The organism is Nocardia sp. KT25-26 (genome assembly GCF_056627695.1).
In genome coordinates this window covers 3,271,187-3,288,632 of the sequence record NZ_CM152813.1, presented here as the reverse complement: position 1 = coordinate 3,288,632, position 17,446 = coordinate 3,271,187, and the positions used below count along the sequence as shown (strand labels likewise).

Here is a 17,446-nt window from a genome sequence, read left to right as displayed (position 1 = left end):
CTGGATGATCGTCCGGGGCCTCCAGGGTTATAGTTGCGCTATGCAACACCAGTCGGGCCGGTGGTCCCCGGAACACGTCGCCATCCACGACGGGCTCACCCACATCGTCCGCGAGATCGTCGCAGGCCGTCCCACCGTCGACGGCGTGCCGACCTTCACCCAGCAGTCGGCCCTGTCCTACATCGACCGGCATCCGGGCTGCCGCGCCACCGAACTCGCCGATACCTTCGGCGTGCACCGGTCGACCATCTCCCGGCAGCTACGCACCCTCACCGAATGCGGCTGGGTCGCTGCGGGGGAGGGCAGCCTGCATTCCGGATATCCACTGACCCTGACCGCCGCGGGCCGGCACGCACTCGACGCCGCCATTGCCCGCGACCTCACCCTGATCGGCGAGCGCACCGCCGACTGGACCACCGCGGAAATCACCGATTTCGCCGCAGCGCTACGGCGCTTCCGCAACCCCGACCCGAGCACTGGAGACGAGCATGCGTGAGTTCACCGCAGCAACCACCTTCACCATTGCCGAGGACGAAACCATCGTCCGGTCCGTCTACGACCAGGCCGCCCGCACACCACAGCGAGTACTGTTCTCCCGGCCCACCGGAAACCGCTGGCTCGACGTCACCGCCGAGCAATTCGCCGACCTCGTCTCTGCCACCGCCAAGGGACTGATCGCCAACGGAATCCGCCCCGGCGACCGGGTGGTCCTGCTCTCCGCGACCCGCTTCGAATGGACCCTCTTCGACTTCGCCATCTGGGCCGCCGGCGCCGTCACCGTCCCCGTCTACGATTCGTCCTCCGCCGACCAGGTGCAGTGGATCCTGCAGGACTCCGAGGCAGCCCTCGCCATCGTCGAAACCGCGCGGCACAAGGAACTCGTCGCCGATGCACCGGATGCCCTCCGCCGCACCCTGGTCATCGACGACGACGCCGAGCACACCCTGACCGCCGATGGCGCCGCCATCGGCGACCCGGCACTACAGGAACGCCTCGACGGACTGCACGCCGACGGCCTCGCCTCCCTGGTCTACACCTCGGGCACCACCGGCCGCCCGAAAGGCTGCATGCTCACCCACCGCAACTTCCTCGCCGAAGTACGCGGTATCCGCAACGCCAGCATCGGCGACGTCGCCCGTCCCGGCCAACGCATGCTCACCTTCCTGCCCCTCGCACACGTCCTGGCTCGCGCGGTATCGCTCACCGCACTCGACGCCGGGATGACGCAGGCACACTGGTCCGACTTCAAGACCATCACCGAACAGTTCCAACGCTTCCGCCCGCACACCATCCTCGGTGTGCCACGCGTCTTCGAGAAGGTACGCGACGGCGCCGACAAGAAAGCCCGCGACGGCGGCCGGATCAAGGGCGCGATCTTCCGCTTCGCCGAGCAGACCGCCATCCGGTGGAGCGAACAGGCCGATCACACCGGCGGTTTCACGGACCGTCCGGGGATGGCGCTCCGCGCCCGGCACGCCCTGTGCGACCGCCTCGTCTACACCCCGCTGCGGGCAGCACTGGGCGGCGAATGCGAATTCGTCATCTCCGGCGGCGGCGCCTTGGCACCCCGTCTCGGTCACTTCTTCCGCGGCGCGGGCGTACCCATCTACGAGGGCTACGGTATGACCGAATCCACCGCGGCACACTGCGTCAACGTCCCCGGCGCGGTGCGGATCGGCACCGTCGGGCAGCCCCTGGCCGGAAACGCGGTACGGATCGCCGAGGACGGCGAGATCGAACTGTCCGGCGACGTCGTCTTCGCCGGCTACTGGCACAACGCAGCAGCCACCGCCGACACGCTCCGCGACGGTTGGCTGCGCACCGGCGACCTGGGCACGCTCGACGACACCGGCTTCCTGTCCATCACCGGCCGTAAGAAGGACCTGCTCGTCACCGCCGGCGGGAAGAACGTCTCACCAGGCCCGATGGAGGACCGGATCCGCTCACACACCCTGATCTCCCAGGCCGTCGTCGTCGGCGACGGTCGCAGCTTCATCACCGCGCTCATCACCATCGACCCCGAGACGTTCGCGGCCTGGAAAACCGAGGCGGGCAAGCCTGCCCAGGCGACCGTCGCCGACCTGCGCGCCGACCCGGCCTTGCTGGCCGACGTGCAGCGCGCCGTCGACGACGCCAACAGCACCGTCTCGCACGCGGAAGCGATCAAGAAATTCACCGTCCTCGACCGCGACCTCACCGAGGAATCCGGCGAACTCACCGCCACACTCAAGGTCAAACGCCATGTCGTCGCCGAACGGTTCGGCGACGCAATCGAGGACATGTATCGCGGCTGACCGATTCAGCGGTCCGACGAACCGGCCGAACCGGTGCCTGCCGAGCCGCTGACCAGGCCACACAGCGGGTTGTTCACCGCCGCCAGCGACGCCGAACCCGAGGACGAACCGGTGATCCCGGCATCGACCACCGGGGTAGCGGGCGGCACTGTCGCCGGATCCCCGGAACCCCCGGCCCTCATGCTGCGCCCATCGAAGACGGGTGAGGCCGGGATGTCGAGCAGATCCAGCACCGTCGGGGCGATGTCGGCGAGCGCGTATCCGTTGAACTCCCGGCCCGCTTCGAAGTCGGCACCCCGGGCGATTACGAAACTTGCGTTCTCGTAGTCGCTGCCACCGCCGTGGCCACCCGCCGGCCGGTGCCCGTGATCGGTTGTCACCAACACGGTCCACCGCTCGTCCGGGTGCGCGGCGGCCCGGGCGTCGACGGCATCGGCTATCCGGCCGACCAATGCATCGACCCGGGTGATGGCGTCCCGGTAGGCCTGGGGCCAGATGCCACGCAGGGTGTGTCCGGCGATATCCACCTGATCGAGGTGAGTGAACGACAGATCCGGGCCGTCGGCGTCGATCGCCGCTGCCAGCAGGTCCGCTGCGCGGGCGTCCGCTGCGCTCTCACAGACTCCGGCACCGGTGGGATCGAGCTGGGTGGACACGACGCGGTCGGCACCGGGACTCCCGGTCCCGGCGATCATCCCGATCGTTTCCCAAGTGCCGATGGAGACGGTCTGCCGCTGGGGTGCGTTCTGTTCGATCCGGGTGAACATCGTCGGATAGGCATCGAATACGCCCGGGTTACAGCTCGCCCCGTTGTCGATGATGCCGTGCTTCGTGTCCCAGACCCCGGTCATCGCGGTCGCCCACGAGGGGCACGACATGGTGGCGTGCGGCGCAATCGACGTCCGGCTCAATGTCCCGTCGGCCGCGAGTGCACGCAACTCGGGCGCATCGGAGGCGAGCACCTCTTCCCACAGTGTTCCATCGATCCCGATGACGACCACCTTGTCTACGCCGGGCGCGGCGCCGGCCGGCGCCGCGGCTACCGGCGACACCAGGGCGACCGCGGCGGCCGCAAGAATCGAGGTGCGACCGGGCACTCGTGCGGCGAATCGACTGTTTCTCGAGAACATGGAACGGAACCTAGCCGGTTACACGCATTGCTCGCGGGAGTTTCTGGTCATTCGTCCAAGTTTATGGCTGTGGACGTTGCCCGAATGAAACGTCACAGTGACGACAAAAGGGGTGGGCAAGCCGCGCAGGGGAGCGGAAGTTTTGCAGTCGAGTTTACCGATCTGCAATCGACAACCACGCCACCCGTCAATTCCAGCCCTCGGTCCGACGAGCAACCGCAAACTCGGCGCGACAGGCAGACGGGCCGCCATGGCACCCGGGGCGGATCCGAGATTCGATACGGCCGAAGTTTCAGATACTGGATCCTGTAGCCGATCATTCGTCACTGTGACGCAATGCTGAAATGAATACTTATCCAGCCACAGGGGGTGAACATGTATCGAACCTCGCGCAATGTCCGCATCGGCCGTTCCGATGGCCGGAACCCGTTCGGTGGAAACCGCTCATGTCCGAGCTCGGACCATGCCTCCGACACGGACCGCCCGCCTCCACCAGCCCGATTCAAACGCCGATAAGGTACATTATGTAAACCTAGCCTGCCTACGGGCTCAGCTGGCTCGTCCGCCACCTCCCCTTCTCGGGTCCGATCAGTCAGCCCCGGGGTGTCAGCGTGATGGATCCGACCTCCAGTCCGCCCAGAAACGCCGGTCCCTGATAGCCGCCCTGTCCGTCGCTGATCATGACGATTCGGTGGCCGGGAAAAATATCCACATATCCTCCGTCAGGCGTCGAATGAATCGGGTAACGCCCGATCAATACCAGGTCGCCGCCCTCGACGCGCGCGTCACGTTGCAGCAGTACGATGCCGGACGACAACGTCGTCGACGTGTAGTCACCGGGTTCGACGTCGGCGGATGCTTGACCGACCATGCCGAAAAGCGTGGCGCTGCCTACGGCCACAGCAACCGCGGCAGTCCGGATAATCGCTGGTCTGGCGCGTATGGACATCGTCAGCTCCTTTGCCTCGGGCCAACAACTTTACGCCTGCCGACTCCTGGCGAACATGCCCGAATCGATTACACGCGGTTTCCTGAACAACTCCGAATGTCTCTCCCGGAGGGTTCAGCGGAGTCTGATCTCGCTGGTGGCGAGGCCGAAGATCTTACGACCGGCGGATTTCGCGGTGATGGCGACAACGGCGGAGCGAGCGGCCGCGTCCAGGGATTTCACGCGGCCCGTGTACTCGATGCAGCCGCCGTCCTCGGCGCCGACGACGGCGGTATTGGAGAGCCGGACACGGTATCGGGTCAGGGCGCCGGGGTCGCCGGACCAGGCGGATACGAAGCCGGCGCCGAGCCCCATGGTGAGCATGCCGTGCGCGATGACGTCGGGCAGTCCGGCAAGGCGGGCCACGCGATCGTCCCAGTGGATCGGGTTCGAATCTCCGGATACGCCGGCGTAGTTCACGAGGTCGCCGCGGGTGATCCGGGCCCGGCGAGCCGGGATCTCGTCACCGACGGCCACCGTGTCGAAGGACATGGTCGTCTGCGGGGCTCGGTCGAGACCTCGGGTGGACAGGCGCATCTCCCCTGCCGGTCGCCGCGCCGCCGCCGCTTCTTCGGCGGACAGCGCAGCCACCCGGTCGCGGCCCAGCATCTTGACACCGTGCACCATCAGGTTCTCGACGGCTCGGGTGATCCCGGGATCCACGTCGTCGCCGGTCACCCCGACCACCGTCGTATGCATTACGTGCACCACTTCCCCGCTGTCGTCGGTGAAGGTGTTGGTGACGGTGATCAGGTCCTTACCGGCGACCCGTCGGACCGCCGAGAGCTCCACATCGGTTGCCAGACGATCGCCCGCCAGGATCGGCCGATGCTGTTCGAACACCTGCTCGGTCTGTACAAACATGTCGTAGCCGACCACGACCTCTTCGAACAGTCTCCGATTGGCGGTCATCGCCGGAATCGAGACGAAAGTGAGCGGGGCGACCAATGCGTGGTAGCCGCACGCTACCGCGGCGTCCTCCGACCAGTGGGCCGGATGCCAGTCCTGGACCGCTTTGGCGTATTCGCGGACCTTCTCCCGTCCGACTTCGTATGTACCGTCCATCCGGTAGTAGTGCCCAACCATCGATGCGACATCGGGTGCATCGGTACCAACCGCCACTTTCGACCTGCCCTCATTCTCGAAACGGGTCTCCGCAGGTTATCCGCGGTGCCCGGCACCGTCCAGGTGTGAATTGCACCGGCGTCTCGCCGCTGCCGTCGGTCTCGATCACAGTTCGGCAGGTATTCGCCGCCACCGCGGCAGCGGACGGCCGCCGGGTACGTCGCGGCCGGCGAAAGGTGGATCCCGGCTGTCAGCCGGCATCGACCAGCGCCGGTCGTAGGCCGTAGTCGGCCACGGCGATGCCGAGGAGCGCGAGGATCGCAGGTAGATGGCCGAGGGTGGCCCGAGCGGCCGTCCGAAGTGTGCGGGTCGTCTTCCACCACCGCGGTGCTGATTCCCAGGGCGAGCTCCCCGGCGAGCGTTCCACAGACGGCGCCCGATGCGGCGCGGCGGAGCCTGCGCCCAGCAGTGCGACGAGAACGATCACTGGATGGGCGTCGGTCGAAATGTGATCGCGACCTGCTGGTGTCGGCAACGGCCGCAGTGCTGCGCGCCGGGGACGCGTGGAGCGTCGCACGGATCGGGTCCGGCGGCGAACCGGAATTCGAGCAGGTGTGGCTACTGCTGCGTAACCTGTGGGACGCGAGCGCGGCCTGCTCCGGCGACCCTCCGATGTCGTGGAACCTGCCACCGCGCAGCGGCATCCGGGCGTACGATCCGTGCGTGGCCGATGCGAATGGTTCCACCCCGCTGCGTGTGCTGGTCTACAGCAACGATGCCGATACCCGGAGTCAGGTGATCCTGGCGCTGGGGCGCCGCCCCCGATCCGACCTTCCCGAGCTGGACTATCTCGAGGTGGCCACCGCGCCGGTGGTGATCGAACGGATGGATGCCGGCGAGGTCGATCTGGCCATTCTGGACGGCGAATCCGCGCCTGCGGGCGGTATGGGTATCGCGAAACAGTTGAAGGACGAGATCGACGACTGCCCGCCGTTGGTGGTGCTGACCGGCCGGCCCGACGATGCGTGGCTGGCCCGCTGGTCGCGTGCCGAGGCGGTCGCGTCCCATCCGATCGATCCGATCGGGCTCACCGAGGCGATCGCGACCGCTTTACGCTGATCGGAACGGCGCCGCAACCGGCGGCGCCTCATCATCCCGGCCTGCCGGATAGTCCGGACGGCCGGGATTTTTGCTGTTCCTACTGGTAGCAGGTCGATTTCCGAGCTCCGTCGACGGATGGTATTACCACCGGATTGCTCATGAATCGCGGTACCGAATTCGATCAAACGGCGGCCCGGAAACCCTCGGATCGGGCACCTGCCGGCGGTACTCTGTGCCGTAGCTCACACGAGTGCGGGGCAGTCTATGACACCCGCCGATCTCGTGCTGCCGAGGTTTGCGCCGCCCGGCGCGGCGCATTCCGGCGGCCGGATCCCCGGGGGCACTGCCGCCCCGCCTCGCGCCAGCTGCCGTCCGCGGTCGGGGTCCCGGGTCCCGACCGGCTCCGACCAGGAGGGGAAGTGCAGTCGTGAATATCGGGGTGCCCGTGCTGGTTCTCGGCACCATCGCCGCGGCGTTCGCTGTGATCTCCGTGGTACTCGCGGCCGTCATCGGCCCGAAGCGGCACAATCGCGCCAAGCTCGAACCCTACGAATGCGGGATCGAGCCGACACCGCATGCGATCGGTGGCGGGCCGGGGAACGCGACCGGGCAACGTTTTCCGGTGAAGTACTACCTCACCGCAATGCTGTTCATCATCTTCGATATCGAGATCGTGTTCCTCTACCCGTGGGCCGTCCACTTCGATGCGCTCGGCCTGTTCGGCCTCGCCGCCATGGCGCTGTTCATCGTCAACGTGTCCGTGGCCTACGCCTACGAGTGGCGACGCGGGGGGCTCAGCTGGGACTGACCTTCGGCGCGCCGCGGTCCGAACACGAAGTGGAGTGGAAGAAGTCGACAATGGGTCTCGAGGAGAAACTGCCCAGCGGGTTCCTGCTGAGCACGGTCGAGGATTTCGCCGGGTACCTGCGTAAGGGTTCGCTGTGGCCGGCGACGTTCGGTCTGGCCTGCTGTGCCATCGAGATGATGGCCACCGGCGGTGGCAGATTCGACAGTGCCCGGTTCGGTATGGAGGTCTTCCGAGCCTCGCCGCGCCAGGCCGATCTGATGATCGTCGCCGGACGGGTGAGCCAGAAGATGGCCCCGGTGCTGCGCCAGGTCTACGACCAGATGACCGAACCGAAATGGGTGCTCGCGATGGGGGTCTGCGCTTCCTCCGGGGGCATGTTCAACAACTACGCGATCGTGCAGGGCGTCGATCACGTCGTGCCGGTGGACATCTACCTGCCCGGGTGCCCGCCCCGGCCGGAGATGCTGCTGAACGCCATCCTCACGCTGCACGAGAAGATCGCCGAAACTCCCATGGGAGTCGATCGGTCGGAAGCGATCCGAGCCGCCGAAAAGGCTGCGCTGGCTGCCACTCCGACGATCCGGATGGAGGGACTGCTGCGATGACCTTCGACACCCCCGATCGTGGTGAACCGGAACCGGGCAGCGGGCCCACCGGTGAACCCACCGCCGGCGAGTCCGCTGCGTCCACGCCGCCCGCTCCCGAGGTGGTCGGCTCCCGGCACGGCATGTTCGGTGCCGCCGGAACCGGTGATACCTCCGGCTACGGCCGGCTGGTCGAACCCGTCACCATGCCGGGCGGCAGCACTCCGCCCTACGGCGGCTGGTTCGACGCATTCGTCGGCACTCTGCGGGCTGCCCTGTCGGGTGCCCGGACGTCGTGGAGTTCCGCGGTCGAACAGATCGTGGTCTTCCGTGACGAGCTCACTCTGCACATCCGCCGCGAACATCTGCCGGCGGTGGCCGCCGTGCTGCGGGACGATCCGGCGCTGCGTTTCGAACTGTGCCTCGGGGTCAGCGGCGTGCATTTTCCCGACGACACCGGACGGGAGCTGCATGCGGTCTATCCGCTGATGTCGATCACCCACAACCGGCGGATCCGGCTGGAAGTGGCTGTGCCGGACGCAGATCCGCACATCCCGTCGCTGTTCGAGGTCTACCCCACCGTCGACTGGCACGAGCGGGAGACCTACGACTTCTTCGGGATCCTCTTCGACGGGCACCCGTCGCTCACCCGGATCACCATGCCGGACGACTGGACCGGGCATCCGCAGCGCAAGGACTATCCGCTCGGTGGCATCCCGGTGGAGTACAAGGGCGCGCGGATCCCGCCGCCGGACGAGCGCAGGAGCTACAGCTGATGACCGACACCGACATCCATCGCGACGACCCGGTCGTCACCGTTGCCGGCCAGGACTGGGCCGACGTCACCGACACTCTCGACGGTGCCGGTGAGGAACGCATCGTGGTGAACATGGGGCCGCAGCACCCGTCGACACACGGCGTGCTGCGGCTGATCCTGGAGATCGAAGGTGAGACGGTCACCGAGGCCCGCTGCGGAATCGGCTATCTGCACACCGGGATCGAGAAGAATCTGGAGTTCCGGCCGTGGATCCAGGGGGTCACCTTCGTGACCCGGATGGACTACCTGTCGCCCTTCTTCAACGAGACCGCCTTCTGCCTGGGCGTGGAGAAGCTGCTCGGCATCACCGACGACATCCCGGAACGCGCCACCGTCGTCCGGGTGCTGTTGATGGAGCTCAACCGCATCTCCTCACACCTGGTGGCCCTGGCCACCGGCGGGATGGAACTGGGTGCGTTGACACCGATGCTGTTCGGCTTCCGGGAACGGGAGCTGATCCTGGACGTGTTCGAGACCATCACCGGCCTGCGGATGAACCACGCCTACATCCGGCCCGGTGGTCTCGCCCAGGATCTGCCCGAGGACGGCGTCACCAAGGTGCGTGAGCTACTCGACATCCTGCCCGGCCGGTTGCGTGATGTGGAGAAGCTGCTCACCGCCAATCCGATCTGGAAGAAGCGCACCCAGGACATCGGCTACCTCGATCTCACCGGCTGTATGGCGCTGGGCGTCACCGGACCGGTGCTGCGGTCCACCGGACTCCCCCACGATCTGCGCAAGGCGCAGCCGTACTGCGGGTACGAGACCTACGAGTTCGATATCCCGACCACCACCGGCTGCGACTGCTACGGCAGGTATCTGATCCGCATCGCCGAGATGCACGAGTCGTGCAAGATCGTCGAACAGTGCCTGGACCGGCTGCGGCCCGGGCCGGTGATGATCGATGACCGCAAGATCGCCTGGCCGGCCGACCTAGCGCTCGGGCCGGACGGTCTGGGCAACTCGCCGAAGCACATCGGCAAGATCATGGGCTCGTCGATGGAGTCGCTGATCCACCATTTCAAACTGGTCACCGAAGGCATCCGGGTGCCGGCCGGGCAGGTGTATTCGGCGGTCGAATCGCCGCGCGGTGAGCTCGGCGTGCACATGGTCAGCGACGGTGGCACCCGGCCGTACCGGGTGCACTATCGCGACCCCTCGTTCACCAATCTGCAAGCGGTGGCGGCGATGTGCGAAGGCGGCATGGTCGCCGACGTGATCGCTGCCGTGGCCAGTATCGATCCCGTCATGGGCGGAGTGGACCGATGAGTACCGAACCTGTTCTGTTGCAGCTGAGTACCCGGCCGGAGCCGTACCCGGCCGCGGTGCGCGAGCGCCTCGAGCTGGATGCCAAGCACATCATCGACCGCTATCCGCAGCCGCGGTCGGCGTTGCTGCCCTTGCTGCATCTGGTGCAGGCCGAGGACGGCTACGTCACCGCGACCGGGATCGAGTTCTGTGCCGGGCAGTTGGGGCTCACCGGTGCCGAGGTGACTGCCGTCGCGACGTTCTATTCGATGTTCCGGCGCACGCCGACCGGCACCTATCACGTCGGGGTGTGCACCAACACGCTGTGCGCGGTGCTCGGCGGCGACGAGATCTACGCCACGCTACGCGAGTATCTCGGTGTCGAGCAGGGCGAGACCACCCCGGACGGCGCGATCACGCTCGAGCACATCGAATGCAATGCGGCCTGCGACTACGCGCCCGTGGTGATGGTCAATTGGGAGTTCTTCGACAATCAGACTCCCGAATCGGCGCGGGCGCTGGTGGATGCGTTGCGGGCCGGGGAGACGGTGCAGCCCAGCCGCGGCGCCCCGCTGTGCAGCTTCCGGGAAACGGCCCGGCTGCTGGCCGGATTCCCCGATGACCGTCCCGGCGTCCTCGACAGCGCCCCGGGTGCGCCGACGCTCGCCGGGCTGGACGCGGCGCGGCGGGATCGTCCGGCGGAGGAGGACTGAGATGACCACGCTCACCCCGGTACTCAGCGCCGACTGGGACCGGCCGCGTTCCTGGACGCTGGACAGCTATCTGGCCACCGGCGGCTACGAGGGGCTGCGCCGGGCCGTGCGGATGCCGCCGGACGAGGTGATCCAGACGGTGAAGGACGCCGGACTACGGGGCCGTGGCGGCGCGGGCTTCCCCACCGGGATGAAATGGAGTTTCATCCCGCAGCCGGCCGAGGGGCCCGGTAAACCGCATTACCTCGTCGTCAATGCCGACGAGTCGGAGCCGGGAACCTGCAAGGACATCCCGCTGATGCTGGCGTCGCCGCATGCGCTGGTGGAGGGGGTGGTGATCGCGGCATATGCGATTCGCGCCGCGCATGCCTTCATCTATCTCCGTGGTGAGGTGGTGCCGGTGCTGCGGCGGCTGCACGCCGCGGTGGCCGAGGCCTACCGGGCCGGGTATCTCGGCCACGACATTCTGGGCTCCGGATTCGATCTGGAACTGATCGTGCACGCAGGTGCCGGTGCCTATATCTGCGGTGAGGAGACCGCGCTGCTGGACTCGCTCGAGGGGCGGCGCGGGCAGCCTCGGCTGCGGCCGCCGTTCCCGGCGGTCGCGGGCCTGTATGCGTGTCCGACCGTGGTGAACAATGTCGAGTCGATCGCCAGCGTCGGTCCGATCCTGCGGCACGGCACCGAGTGGTTCCGGTCCACGGGTACCGAGAAGTCACCCGGTTTCACGCTGTATTCGCTGTCCGGGCATGTGACCCGGCCGGGACAGTACGAGGCGCCGCTCGGGATCACCCTGCGTGAGCTGCTCGGCCACGCCGGCGGGGTGCGTGCCGGGCACCGGCTGAAGTTCTGGACTCCCGGCGGTTCGTCCACGCCGATCTTGACCGACGAACATCTCGATGTGCCGCTGGACTACGAGGGGGTGGCCGCGGCCGGGTCGATGTTGGGCACCAAGGCGTTGCAGATCTTCGACGACACCACCTGCGTGGTGCGGGCGGTCACCCGCTGGACCGAGTTCTACGCGCACGAATCGTGCGGTAAGTGCACGCCTTGCCGGGAGGGCACCTACTGGTTGGTCCAGCTGTTGCGCCGGCTCGATCGCGGCGAGGGCAGCGAGGCCGATCTGGACAAGCTGCTCGATATCGCCGACAACATCAACGGCAAGTCGTTCTGTGCGCTCGGCGACGGTGCGGCCAGCCCGATCGTGTCCTCGTTGAAGTACTTCCGTGACGAGTACCTCGAGCATCTGCGCCGTGGTGCCTGCCCGTTCGATCCGGCGCGCAGTACGGCGTGGGCGGCAGGGGAAGGAACCCGATGAAACAGACGAATGCTCCTGCGGCCGGTTCCGGTGCCGGTGAGCCGCGGCCACCGGCCGATCTGGTGACGGTCACCATCGACGACACGGCGGTGCAGGTGCCCGCCGGCACGTTGCTGATCCGGGCTGCGGAGCTGGTCGGCATCGAGATCCCCCGGTTCTGCGACCATCCGCTGCTCGATCCGGTCGGCGCCTGCCGGCAGTGTCTGGTGGAGGTGGACGGCCAGCGTAAACCGGTGGCGTCGTGCACGATTCCGGTCACGGACGGTATGGTGGCGCATACCCAGCTCAGTTCACCGGTGGCGGAGAAGGCGCAGCGCGGTGTGATGGAGTTGCTGCTGATCAACCATCCGCTCGACTGCCCGGTGTGCGACAAGGGCGGTGAATGCCCGCTGCAGAACCAGGCGATGTCGACCGGGAGCGCGGAGTCCCGTTTCGATGGTGTGAAACGGACGTATCCGAAACCGATTCCGCTGTCGTCGGCGGTGTTGCTCGATCGGGAACGGTGTGTGCTGTGTGCCCGGTGCACCCGGTTCTCCGAGCAGGTCGCGGGTGATCCGTTCATCGATCTGATGGATCGTGGTGCGCTGCAGCAGGTCGGTACCGCGCAGGCGGAACCGCTGGATTCCTATTTCTCCGGCAATACCGTGCAGATCTGCCCGGTCGGGGCGCTCACCGGCACCGCGTACCGATTCCGGGCGCGTCCGTTCGATCTGGTGTCGACGCCCAGCGTGTGTGAGCATTGCGCGTCGGGGTGCGCGCAGCGCACCGATCACCGCCGTGGCAAGGTGCTGCGCCGCCTGGCGGGCGACGATCCGCAGGTCAACGAGGAATGGAACTGCGACAAGGGTCGGTGGGCGTTCACCTACGCCACCGAGCGGGACCGGCTGACCACGCCGTTGGTGCGGGGCTGGGACGGCGTGCTGGCGCCGGCGTCCTGGTCCGAGGCGCTCGCGGCGGCGGCGGAGGGGCTGGCTTCGGCGCCGGGCAGCACCGGGGTGCTGGTGGGTGGCCGGGTGACCGAGGAAGACGCCTACGCCTACGCGAAGTTCGCGCGCCTCGTCCTCGATACCAACGACATCGACTTCCGCAGCCGCGTGCATTCGGTGGAGGAGGCCGAATTCCTCGCGGCGCGGGTCGCCGGTCGGCCGATGGGCGTCGACTACGCGAGCCTGGAGCGGGCCCCGGTGGTGTTGCTTGCGGGATTCGAGCCGGAAGAGGAGTCGCCGATCGTGTATCTGCGGCTGCGCAAGGCGGCCCGCAAGCACGGTGTGCGGGTGTTCGCGCTGGCGCCGTACGCTTCCCGCGGTCTGGAGCGGATGTCGGGCACCGTCGTGTTCACCGTCCCCGGCAGTGAGGCCCATCTGCTCGATGCGTTGCACGGGATCGGGGAGCTCGCGGCAGCCACCTCGGAACTGGACGAGATCGCCGATCTGCTGCGCGTTCCCGGCGCCGTCATCCTGGCGGGCGAACGGCTCGCCGGCAGCCCCGGGGCGCTCTCGGCCGCGGCGCGGCTGGCGGATTCGACCGGCGCGACGTTGGCGTGGGTGCCGCGCCGGGCGGGTGAACGGGGTGCTCTGGAGGCCGGTGCGCTGCCCGGGTTGCTGCCGGGCGGGCGGCCCGTGGTCGACCCGCTGGCCCGCCGTCAGGTCGCCAACCTGTGGCACACCCCCGAGCTGCCGGTGGGGGTCGGCCGGGACCTGACGGCGATGCTGTCGCCGCAGGCCGGGGCGGCGGCGCTGGTGGTCGGTGGGGTCGATCCGGCCGACCTGCCGGATCCGGTGGCCGCCCGGGCCGCGTTGGACGCCGCCCGGTTCGTGGTGAGCCTGGAACTGCGGCACAGTGCGGTGACCGACCGCGCCGATGTCGTGTTCCCGGTGGCTTCGGCAATGGAGAAGTCCGGGACGTTCCGCAACTGGGAGGGACGGCCGCGGCCGTTCACTGCCCCACCGACCGACAGCACCCGTCGCACGGCGCGGCCGCTACCCGACCTGCGGGTGCTGCATGCGCTGGCGGCGGAGATGCGGGTGGATCTCGGCCTGCCCGACGCCGCGGCGGCCCGGGCCGAACTGGATCGGCTCGGCAGCTGGACCGGCGACCCCATTCCGGTGCCGAATGTCGCGGGTGAGCCGTTGCCGCGGCCCGGGCCGGGGCAGGCGGTGCTGGCGGGCTGGCGGATGCTGCTGGATCAGGGGCGGGGCCAGGACGGGGAACCGAACCTGGCCGGGCTGGCCCGGCCGCCGCTGGTGCGGTTGTCCGCGGCGACCGCCGCCGAGATCGATGCCGGCGACGGCGATCCGGTGTCGGTCGGCACCGAGCACGGCGAGATCGTCCTGCCGTTGCGGATCACCGATCTGCCCGATCGGGTGGTCTGGCTGCCGGTGAACTCGCCTGGTAGCACCGTCGGCGACACGCTGCGGGTGTCGCCCGGCGCGGTCGTCCGGTTGCGGCGCGCCGACGAACTGCCGACTCCCGAACCGGAGGACCACCGCCATGTCTGAGCAGTTGCTCGCCGCCGGCGCCGTGTTCGGCCAGGACCCACTGTGGCTGGTCGTGCTGAAGGCACTGGGCGTCTTCGTCTTCCTGATGCTGATACCGCTGGTCGGTGTCTATATCGAACGCAAGGTCGTGGCCTGGATGCAGATGCGGGTCGGCCCGAACCGGGTCGGGCCGAAAGGTACGCTGCAGTCCATCGCCGACGGCGTCAAGATGCTGTTGAAGGAAGACATCGTCCCGGCGATCGTCGATCGGCCGATCTTCGTTCTGGCACCGATCATCTCGGTTGTTCCGGCGTTCCTGGCGTTCGCCGTGATCCCGTTCGGGCCCGAGGTGTCGATCTTCGGGCAGACCACCACCCTGCAGCTGGTGGACATGCCGGTGGCGGTGCTCTACATCCTCGCGATCACGTCGATCGGTGTGTACGGGATCGTGCTGGCCGGCTGGTCGTCCGGGTCGACCTACCCGTTGCTGGGTGGGTTGCGGTCCACCGCCCAGGTGATCTCCTACGAGATCGCGATGGCGCTGACCTTCGCCACGGTGTTCCTGCTGTCCGGGTCGATGGCCACCTCCGGCATCGTCGCCGCCCAGGACGGCACCTGGTATGTGTTCCTGCTGTTGCCGTCGTTCCTCATCTACTGCGTGGCGATGGTCGGTGAGACCAACCGGGCACCGTTCGATCTGCCGGAAGCCGAGGGGGAACTCGTCGGCGGGTTCCACACCGAGTATTCGTCGCTGAAGTTCGCCATGTTCATGCTGGCCGAGTACGTCAACATGGCGACGGTGTCCGCGCTGGCCACGACCCTGTTCCTGGGGGGCTGGCGGGCGCCGTGGCCGGTGAACCTGTGGGAAGGTGCGAACAGCGGCTGGTGGCCGCTGCTGTGGTTCACCGCGAAGGTGTGGACGTTCCTGTTCGTGTTCATCTGGCTACGTGGCACGCTGCCGCGGTTGCGCTACGACCAGTTCATGAACCTGGGCTGGAAACTGTTGATTCCGGCGTCGCTGGGGTGGGTGATGTTCGTCGCCACTGCCCGGGTCCTCGATATCGAGGGGTATCCGTGGCAGACGCCGCTGCTGGTGGGCGGCGGGATCGCGGTGGCCGCGGCAATGATCGGCATGTTCCTGCGGGCCGGGCGTGCGGGTGGCGCGCCGCCGCCGGCGGAGCCCGAAGCCGAACCGTCCGGCCCGGGGCGGCCACCGGTGTATCTGGGGTTCCCGACACCACCGCTGCCGGACGCTCCGCCCCGCCCGCTGGCCGAACCCGGCCTGCTGGATCCGCTGGCCGGGTTCGCGGTCACCGCGGCGACCATGTTCAAGAAGCCGAACACCGAGTTCTATCCGGAGCAGAAGGTGCCGACGGCGCCGCGCTACCACGGTCGCCATCAGCTCAACCGGCATCCCGACGGCCTGGAGAAGTGCATCGGCTGCGAACTCTGTGCCTGGGCCTGTCCGGCCGACGCGATCTTCGTCGAGGGTGCCGACAACACCGCGGAGGCCCGCTACTCCCCCGGTGAACGGTACGGGCGGGTGTATCAGATCAACTACCTGCGCTGTATCGGCTGCGGTTTGTGCATCGAGGCCTGCCCGACCCGGGCGCTGACGATGACCAACGAGTACGAGATGACCGACGACAACCGGGCCGATCTGATCTACGAAAAGGACCGGCTGCTAGCGCCGTTGCAGCCCGGGATGCAGGCGCCGCCACATGCCATGGCCCCCGGTACCGACGAGGCCGACTACTACCTGGGCCGGGTGCAGCCCAGCACGGAAGGAGCGACGCGATGACCTCCGTGCTGCTGGCCGAAACCGCCACCTCGACCGGTACCGGTGAGGCGGTGCTGTTCTGGGTGCTGGCCCCGCTGGCCGTGCTCGGTGCGCTGGGCATGGTGACCGCCGCCAAGGCGGTGCATTCGGCGCTGTGCCTGGCGGCGACGATGATCGCGCTGGCGGTGTTCTACATCGCCCAGGACGCGCTGTTCCTCGGTGTGGTGCAGATCGTGGTCTACACCGGCGCGGTGATGATGCTGTTCCTGTTCGTGCTGATGCTGGTGGGCGTCGATGCCACCGAATCGTTGCGGGAGACGCTGCGCGGTCAGCGGGTGGCGGCGGCGGTGGCCGGTCTCGGTTTCGGGCTGCTGCTCATCGGCGGGATCGGTGCGGGTCTGCGGGACGCCGGGGTCCGTTTCCCCGGTGGTGGCTTCGGTGGCCGCGATGTCATCGGCGAACTGGCGGAGCTGATCTTCCTGCGCTACGTGTGGGCGTTCGAATTGACCGGGGCGTTGCTGATCACCGCCACCGTCGGCGCCATGCTGCTGGCGCATCGGGAGCACCTCACGCCGCGGCGTGGCCAGCGGGAGATGTCCCGCGACCGTTTCCGGGGCACCGGTACCCGGGCGACGCCGTTGCCGACACCCGGCGTGTACGCGCGGCACAACGCGGTCGATGCGCCCGCCATACTGCCCGACGGGTCGTTCGCGGAGCTGTCGGTGAGCACCATCCTGCGGCATCGGCGCACCCGCGCCCATACCGAATCCGCCATCGCGTCGGTCGGCACCGGCCGGACCGCCCACGACGAGGAAGGTACGCGGTGAACCCCGAGAACTATCTGTTCCTGTCCGCGCTGCTGTTCACCATCGGCGCGGCCGGGGTGTTGTTGCGCCGCAACGCCATCGTCGTGTTCATGTGCATCGAGCTGATGTTGAATGCGGTGAACCTGGCGTTCGTCACCTTCGCCCGGCTGCACCAGAACCTGGACGGGCAGGTGATCGCGTTCTTCACCATGGTCGTCGCCGCCGCGGAAGTCGTGGTCGGCCTGGCGATCATCATGACCATCTTCCGTGCCCGCCGTTCGACCTCGGTCGACGACGCCAACCTGCTGAAGTTCTGA

General features: G+C 67.8%; 16 protein-coding genes. 13 read left to right on the top strand and 3 right to left on the bottom strand.

Annotated features, from left to right (window positions below; translation table 11 throughout):
- The first annotated feature begins 40 nt into the window (after positions 1–40).
- Complete coding sequence (locus AC1HFH_RS14955) at positions 41–496, top strand: MarR family winged helix-turn-helix transcriptional regulator (RefSeq protein WP_480243385.1); 456 nt, start codon at positions 41–43, stop codon at positions 494–496.
- Complete coding sequence (locus tag AC1HFH_RS14950) at positions 489–2,294, top strand: AMP-dependent synthetase/ligase (RefSeq protein WP_480243384.1); 1,806 nt, start codon at positions 489–491, stop codon at positions 2,292–2,294. Before AC1HFH_RS14955 ends, AC1HFH_RS14950 begins: the two co-directional genes overlap by 8 nt.
- 5 nt (positions 2,295–2,299) lie before the next feature.
- Here AC1HFH_RS14950 and AC1HFH_RS14945 read toward each other — a convergent pair whose 3' ends face one another.
- From AC1HFH_RS14945 to AC1HFH_RS14935, 3 genes are all read right to left on the bottom strand, one after another.
- The gene (locus AC1HFH_RS14945; protein WP_480243383.1) at positions 2,300–3,424 is read right to left on the bottom strand and encodes an alkaline phosphatase family protein; all 1,125 of its coding nucleotides are present in this window, start codon (positions 3,422–3,424) and stop codon (positions 2,300–2,302) included.
- A 592-nt stretch (positions 3,425–4,016) separates the two neighbouring features.
- A complete protein-coding gene (locus tag AC1HFH_RS14940) occupies positions 4,017–4,373 on the bottom strand; it encodes a hypothetical protein (protein ID WP_480243382.1) in 357 nt (118 codons plus the stop codon).
- A gap of 114 nt (positions 4,374–4,487) precedes the next feature.
- A complete protein-coding gene (locus AC1HFH_RS14935; RefSeq protein WP_480243381.1) occupies positions 4,488–5,477 on the bottom strand; it encodes a fused (3R)-hydroxyacyl-ACP dehydratase subunits HadA/HadB in 990 nt (329 codons plus the stop codon).
- Positions 5,478–6,149: 672 nt separating this feature from the next.
- Here AC1HFH_RS14935 and AC1HFH_RS14930 point away from each other — a divergent pair.
- From AC1HFH_RS14930 to nuoK, 11 genes are all read left to right on the top strand, one after another.
- The gene (locus tag AC1HFH_RS14930) at positions 6,150–6,596 is read left to right on the top strand and encodes an Rv3143 family two-component system response regulator (RefSeq protein WP_480247856.1); all 447 of its coding nucleotides are present in this window, start codon (positions 6,150–6,152) and stop codon (positions 6,594–6,596) included.
- 409 nt (positions 6,597–7,005) lie between these two features.
- Complete coding sequence (locus tag AC1HFH_RS14925) at positions 7,006–7,386, top strand: NADH-quinone oxidoreductase subunit A (protein WP_480243380.1); 381 nt, start codon at positions 7,006–7,008, stop codon at positions 7,384–7,386.
- 50 nt (positions 7,387–7,436) lie between these two features.
- Positions 7,437–7,991, top strand: coding sequence for a NuoB/complex I 20 kDa subunit family protein (locus AC1HFH_RS14920; RefSeq protein WP_480247855.1), 555 nt, complete (start codon positions 7,437–7,439; stop codon positions 7,989–7,991).
- A complete protein-coding gene (locus tag AC1HFH_RS14915; RefSeq protein WP_480243379.1) occupies positions 7,988–8,746 on the top strand; it encodes an NADH-quinone oxidoreductase subunit C in 759 nt (252 codons plus the stop codon). The genes AC1HFH_RS14920 and AC1HFH_RS14915 overlap by 4 nt, the downstream gene beginning before the upstream one ends.
- Entirely contained in the window at positions 8,746–10,056 is a 1,311-nt protein-coding gene (locus tag AC1HFH_RS14910) for an NADH-quinone oxidoreductase subunit D (protein ID WP_480243378.1), read from the top strand. The genes AC1HFH_RS14915 and AC1HFH_RS14910 overlap by 1 nt, the downstream gene beginning before the upstream one ends.
- On the top strand, positions 10,053–10,748 hold the full coding sequence (nuoE, locus tag AC1HFH_RS14905; protein WP_480243377.1) for an NADH-quinone oxidoreductase subunit NuoE: 696 nt from the start codon (positions 10,053–10,055) through the stop codon (positions 10,746–10,748). Before AC1HFH_RS14910 ends, nuoE begins: the two co-directional genes overlap by 4 nt.
- A gap of 1 nt (position 10,749) precedes the next feature.
- Positions 10,750–12,066 (top strand): NADH-quinone oxidoreductase subunit NuoF, encoded by a 1,317-nt coding sequence (nuoF, locus tag AC1HFH_RS14900; protein WP_480243376.1) that lies wholly within the window; start codon positions 10,750–10,752, stop codon positions 12,064–12,066.
- Complete coding sequence (locus AC1HFH_RS14895) at positions 12,063–14,564, top strand: NADH-quinone oxidoreductase subunit G (protein ID WP_480243375.1); 2,502 nt, start codon at positions 12,063–12,065, stop codon at positions 14,562–14,564. Before nuoF ends, AC1HFH_RS14895 begins: the two co-directional genes overlap by 4 nt.
- Positions 14,557–16,344, top strand: coding sequence for an NADH-quinone oxidoreductase subunit NuoH (gene nuoH / locus AC1HFH_RS14890; RefSeq protein ID WP_480243374.1), 1,788 nt, complete (start codon positions 14,557–14,559; stop codon positions 16,342–16,344). The genes AC1HFH_RS14895 and nuoH overlap by 8 nt, the downstream gene beginning before the upstream one ends.
- A complete protein-coding gene (locus AC1HFH_RS14885; RefSeq protein ID WP_480243373.1) occupies positions 16,341–17,150 on the top strand; it encodes an NADH-quinone oxidoreductase subunit J in 810 nt (269 codons plus the stop codon). The genes nuoH and AC1HFH_RS14885 overlap by 4 nt, the downstream gene beginning before the upstream one ends.
- Complete coding sequence (gene nuoK / locus AC1HFH_RS14880) at positions 17,147–17,446, top strand: NADH-quinone oxidoreductase subunit NuoK (protein ID WP_480243372.1); 300 nt, start codon at positions 17,147–17,149, stop codon at positions 17,444–17,446. The genes AC1HFH_RS14885 and nuoK overlap by 4 nt, the downstream gene beginning before the upstream one ends.

What these genes read in the sequence shown, in the direction of transcription:
- AC1HFH_RS14955 (WP_480243385.1), top strand. Translation starts at nt 41, where the DNA reads ATGCAACACCAGTCGGGCCGGTGGTCCCCGGAACACGTCGCCATCCAC.
- AC1HFH_RS14950 (WP_480243384.1), top strand. Translation starts at nt 489, where the DNA reads ATGCGTGAGTTCACCGCAGCAACCACCTTCACCATTGCCGAGGACGAA.
- AC1HFH_RS14945 (WP_480243383.1), bottom strand. Translation starts at nt 3,424, where the DNA reads ATGTTCTCGAGAAACAGTCGATTCGCCGCACGAGTGCCCGGTCGCACC.
- AC1HFH_RS14940 (WP_480243382.1), bottom strand. Translation starts at nt 4,373, where the DNA reads ATGTCCATACGCGCCAGACCAGCGATTATCCGGACTGCCGCGGTTGCT.
- AC1HFH_RS14935 (WP_480243381.1), bottom strand. Translation starts at nt 5,477, where the DNA reads ATGGACGGTACATACGAAGTCGGACGGGAGAAGGTCCGCGAATACGCC.
- AC1HFH_RS14930 (WP_480247856.1), top strand. Translation starts at nt 6,150, where the DNA reads ATGTCGTGGAACCTGCCACCGCGCAGCGGCATCCGGGCGTACGATCCG.
- AC1HFH_RS14920 (WP_480247855.1), top strand. Translation starts at nt 7,437, where the DNA reads ATGGGTCTCGAGGAGAAACTGCCCAGCGGGTTCCTGCTGAGCACGGTC.
- AC1HFH_RS14915 (WP_480243379.1), top strand. Translation starts at nt 7,988, where the DNA reads ATGACCTTCGACACCCCCGATCGTGGTGAACCGGAACCGGGCAGCGGG.
- AC1HFH_RS14910 (WP_480243378.1), top strand. Translation starts at nt 8,746, where the DNA reads ATGACCGACACCGACATCCATCGCGACGACCCGGTCGTCACCGTTGCC.
- nuoE (WP_480243377.1), top strand. Translation starts at nt 10,053, where the DNA reads ATGAGTACCGAACCTGTTCTGTTGCAGCTGAGTACCCGGCCGGAGCCG.
- nuoF (WP_480243376.1), top strand. Translation starts at nt 10,750, where the DNA reads ATGACCACGCTCACCCCGGTACTCAGCGCCGACTGGGACCGGCCGCGT.
- AC1HFH_RS14895 (WP_480243375.1), top strand. Translation starts at nt 12,063, where the DNA reads ATGAAACAGACGAATGCTCCTGCGGCCGGTTCCGGTGCCGGTGAGCCG.
- nuoH (WP_480243374.1), top strand. Translation starts at nt 14,557, where the DNA reads ATGTCTGAGCAGTTGCTCGCCGCCGGCGCCGTGTTCGGCCAGGACCCA.
- AC1HFH_RS14885 (WP_480243373.1), top strand. Translation starts at nt 16,341, where the DNA reads ATGACCTCCGTGCTGCTGGCCGAAACCGCCACCTCGACCGGTACCGGT.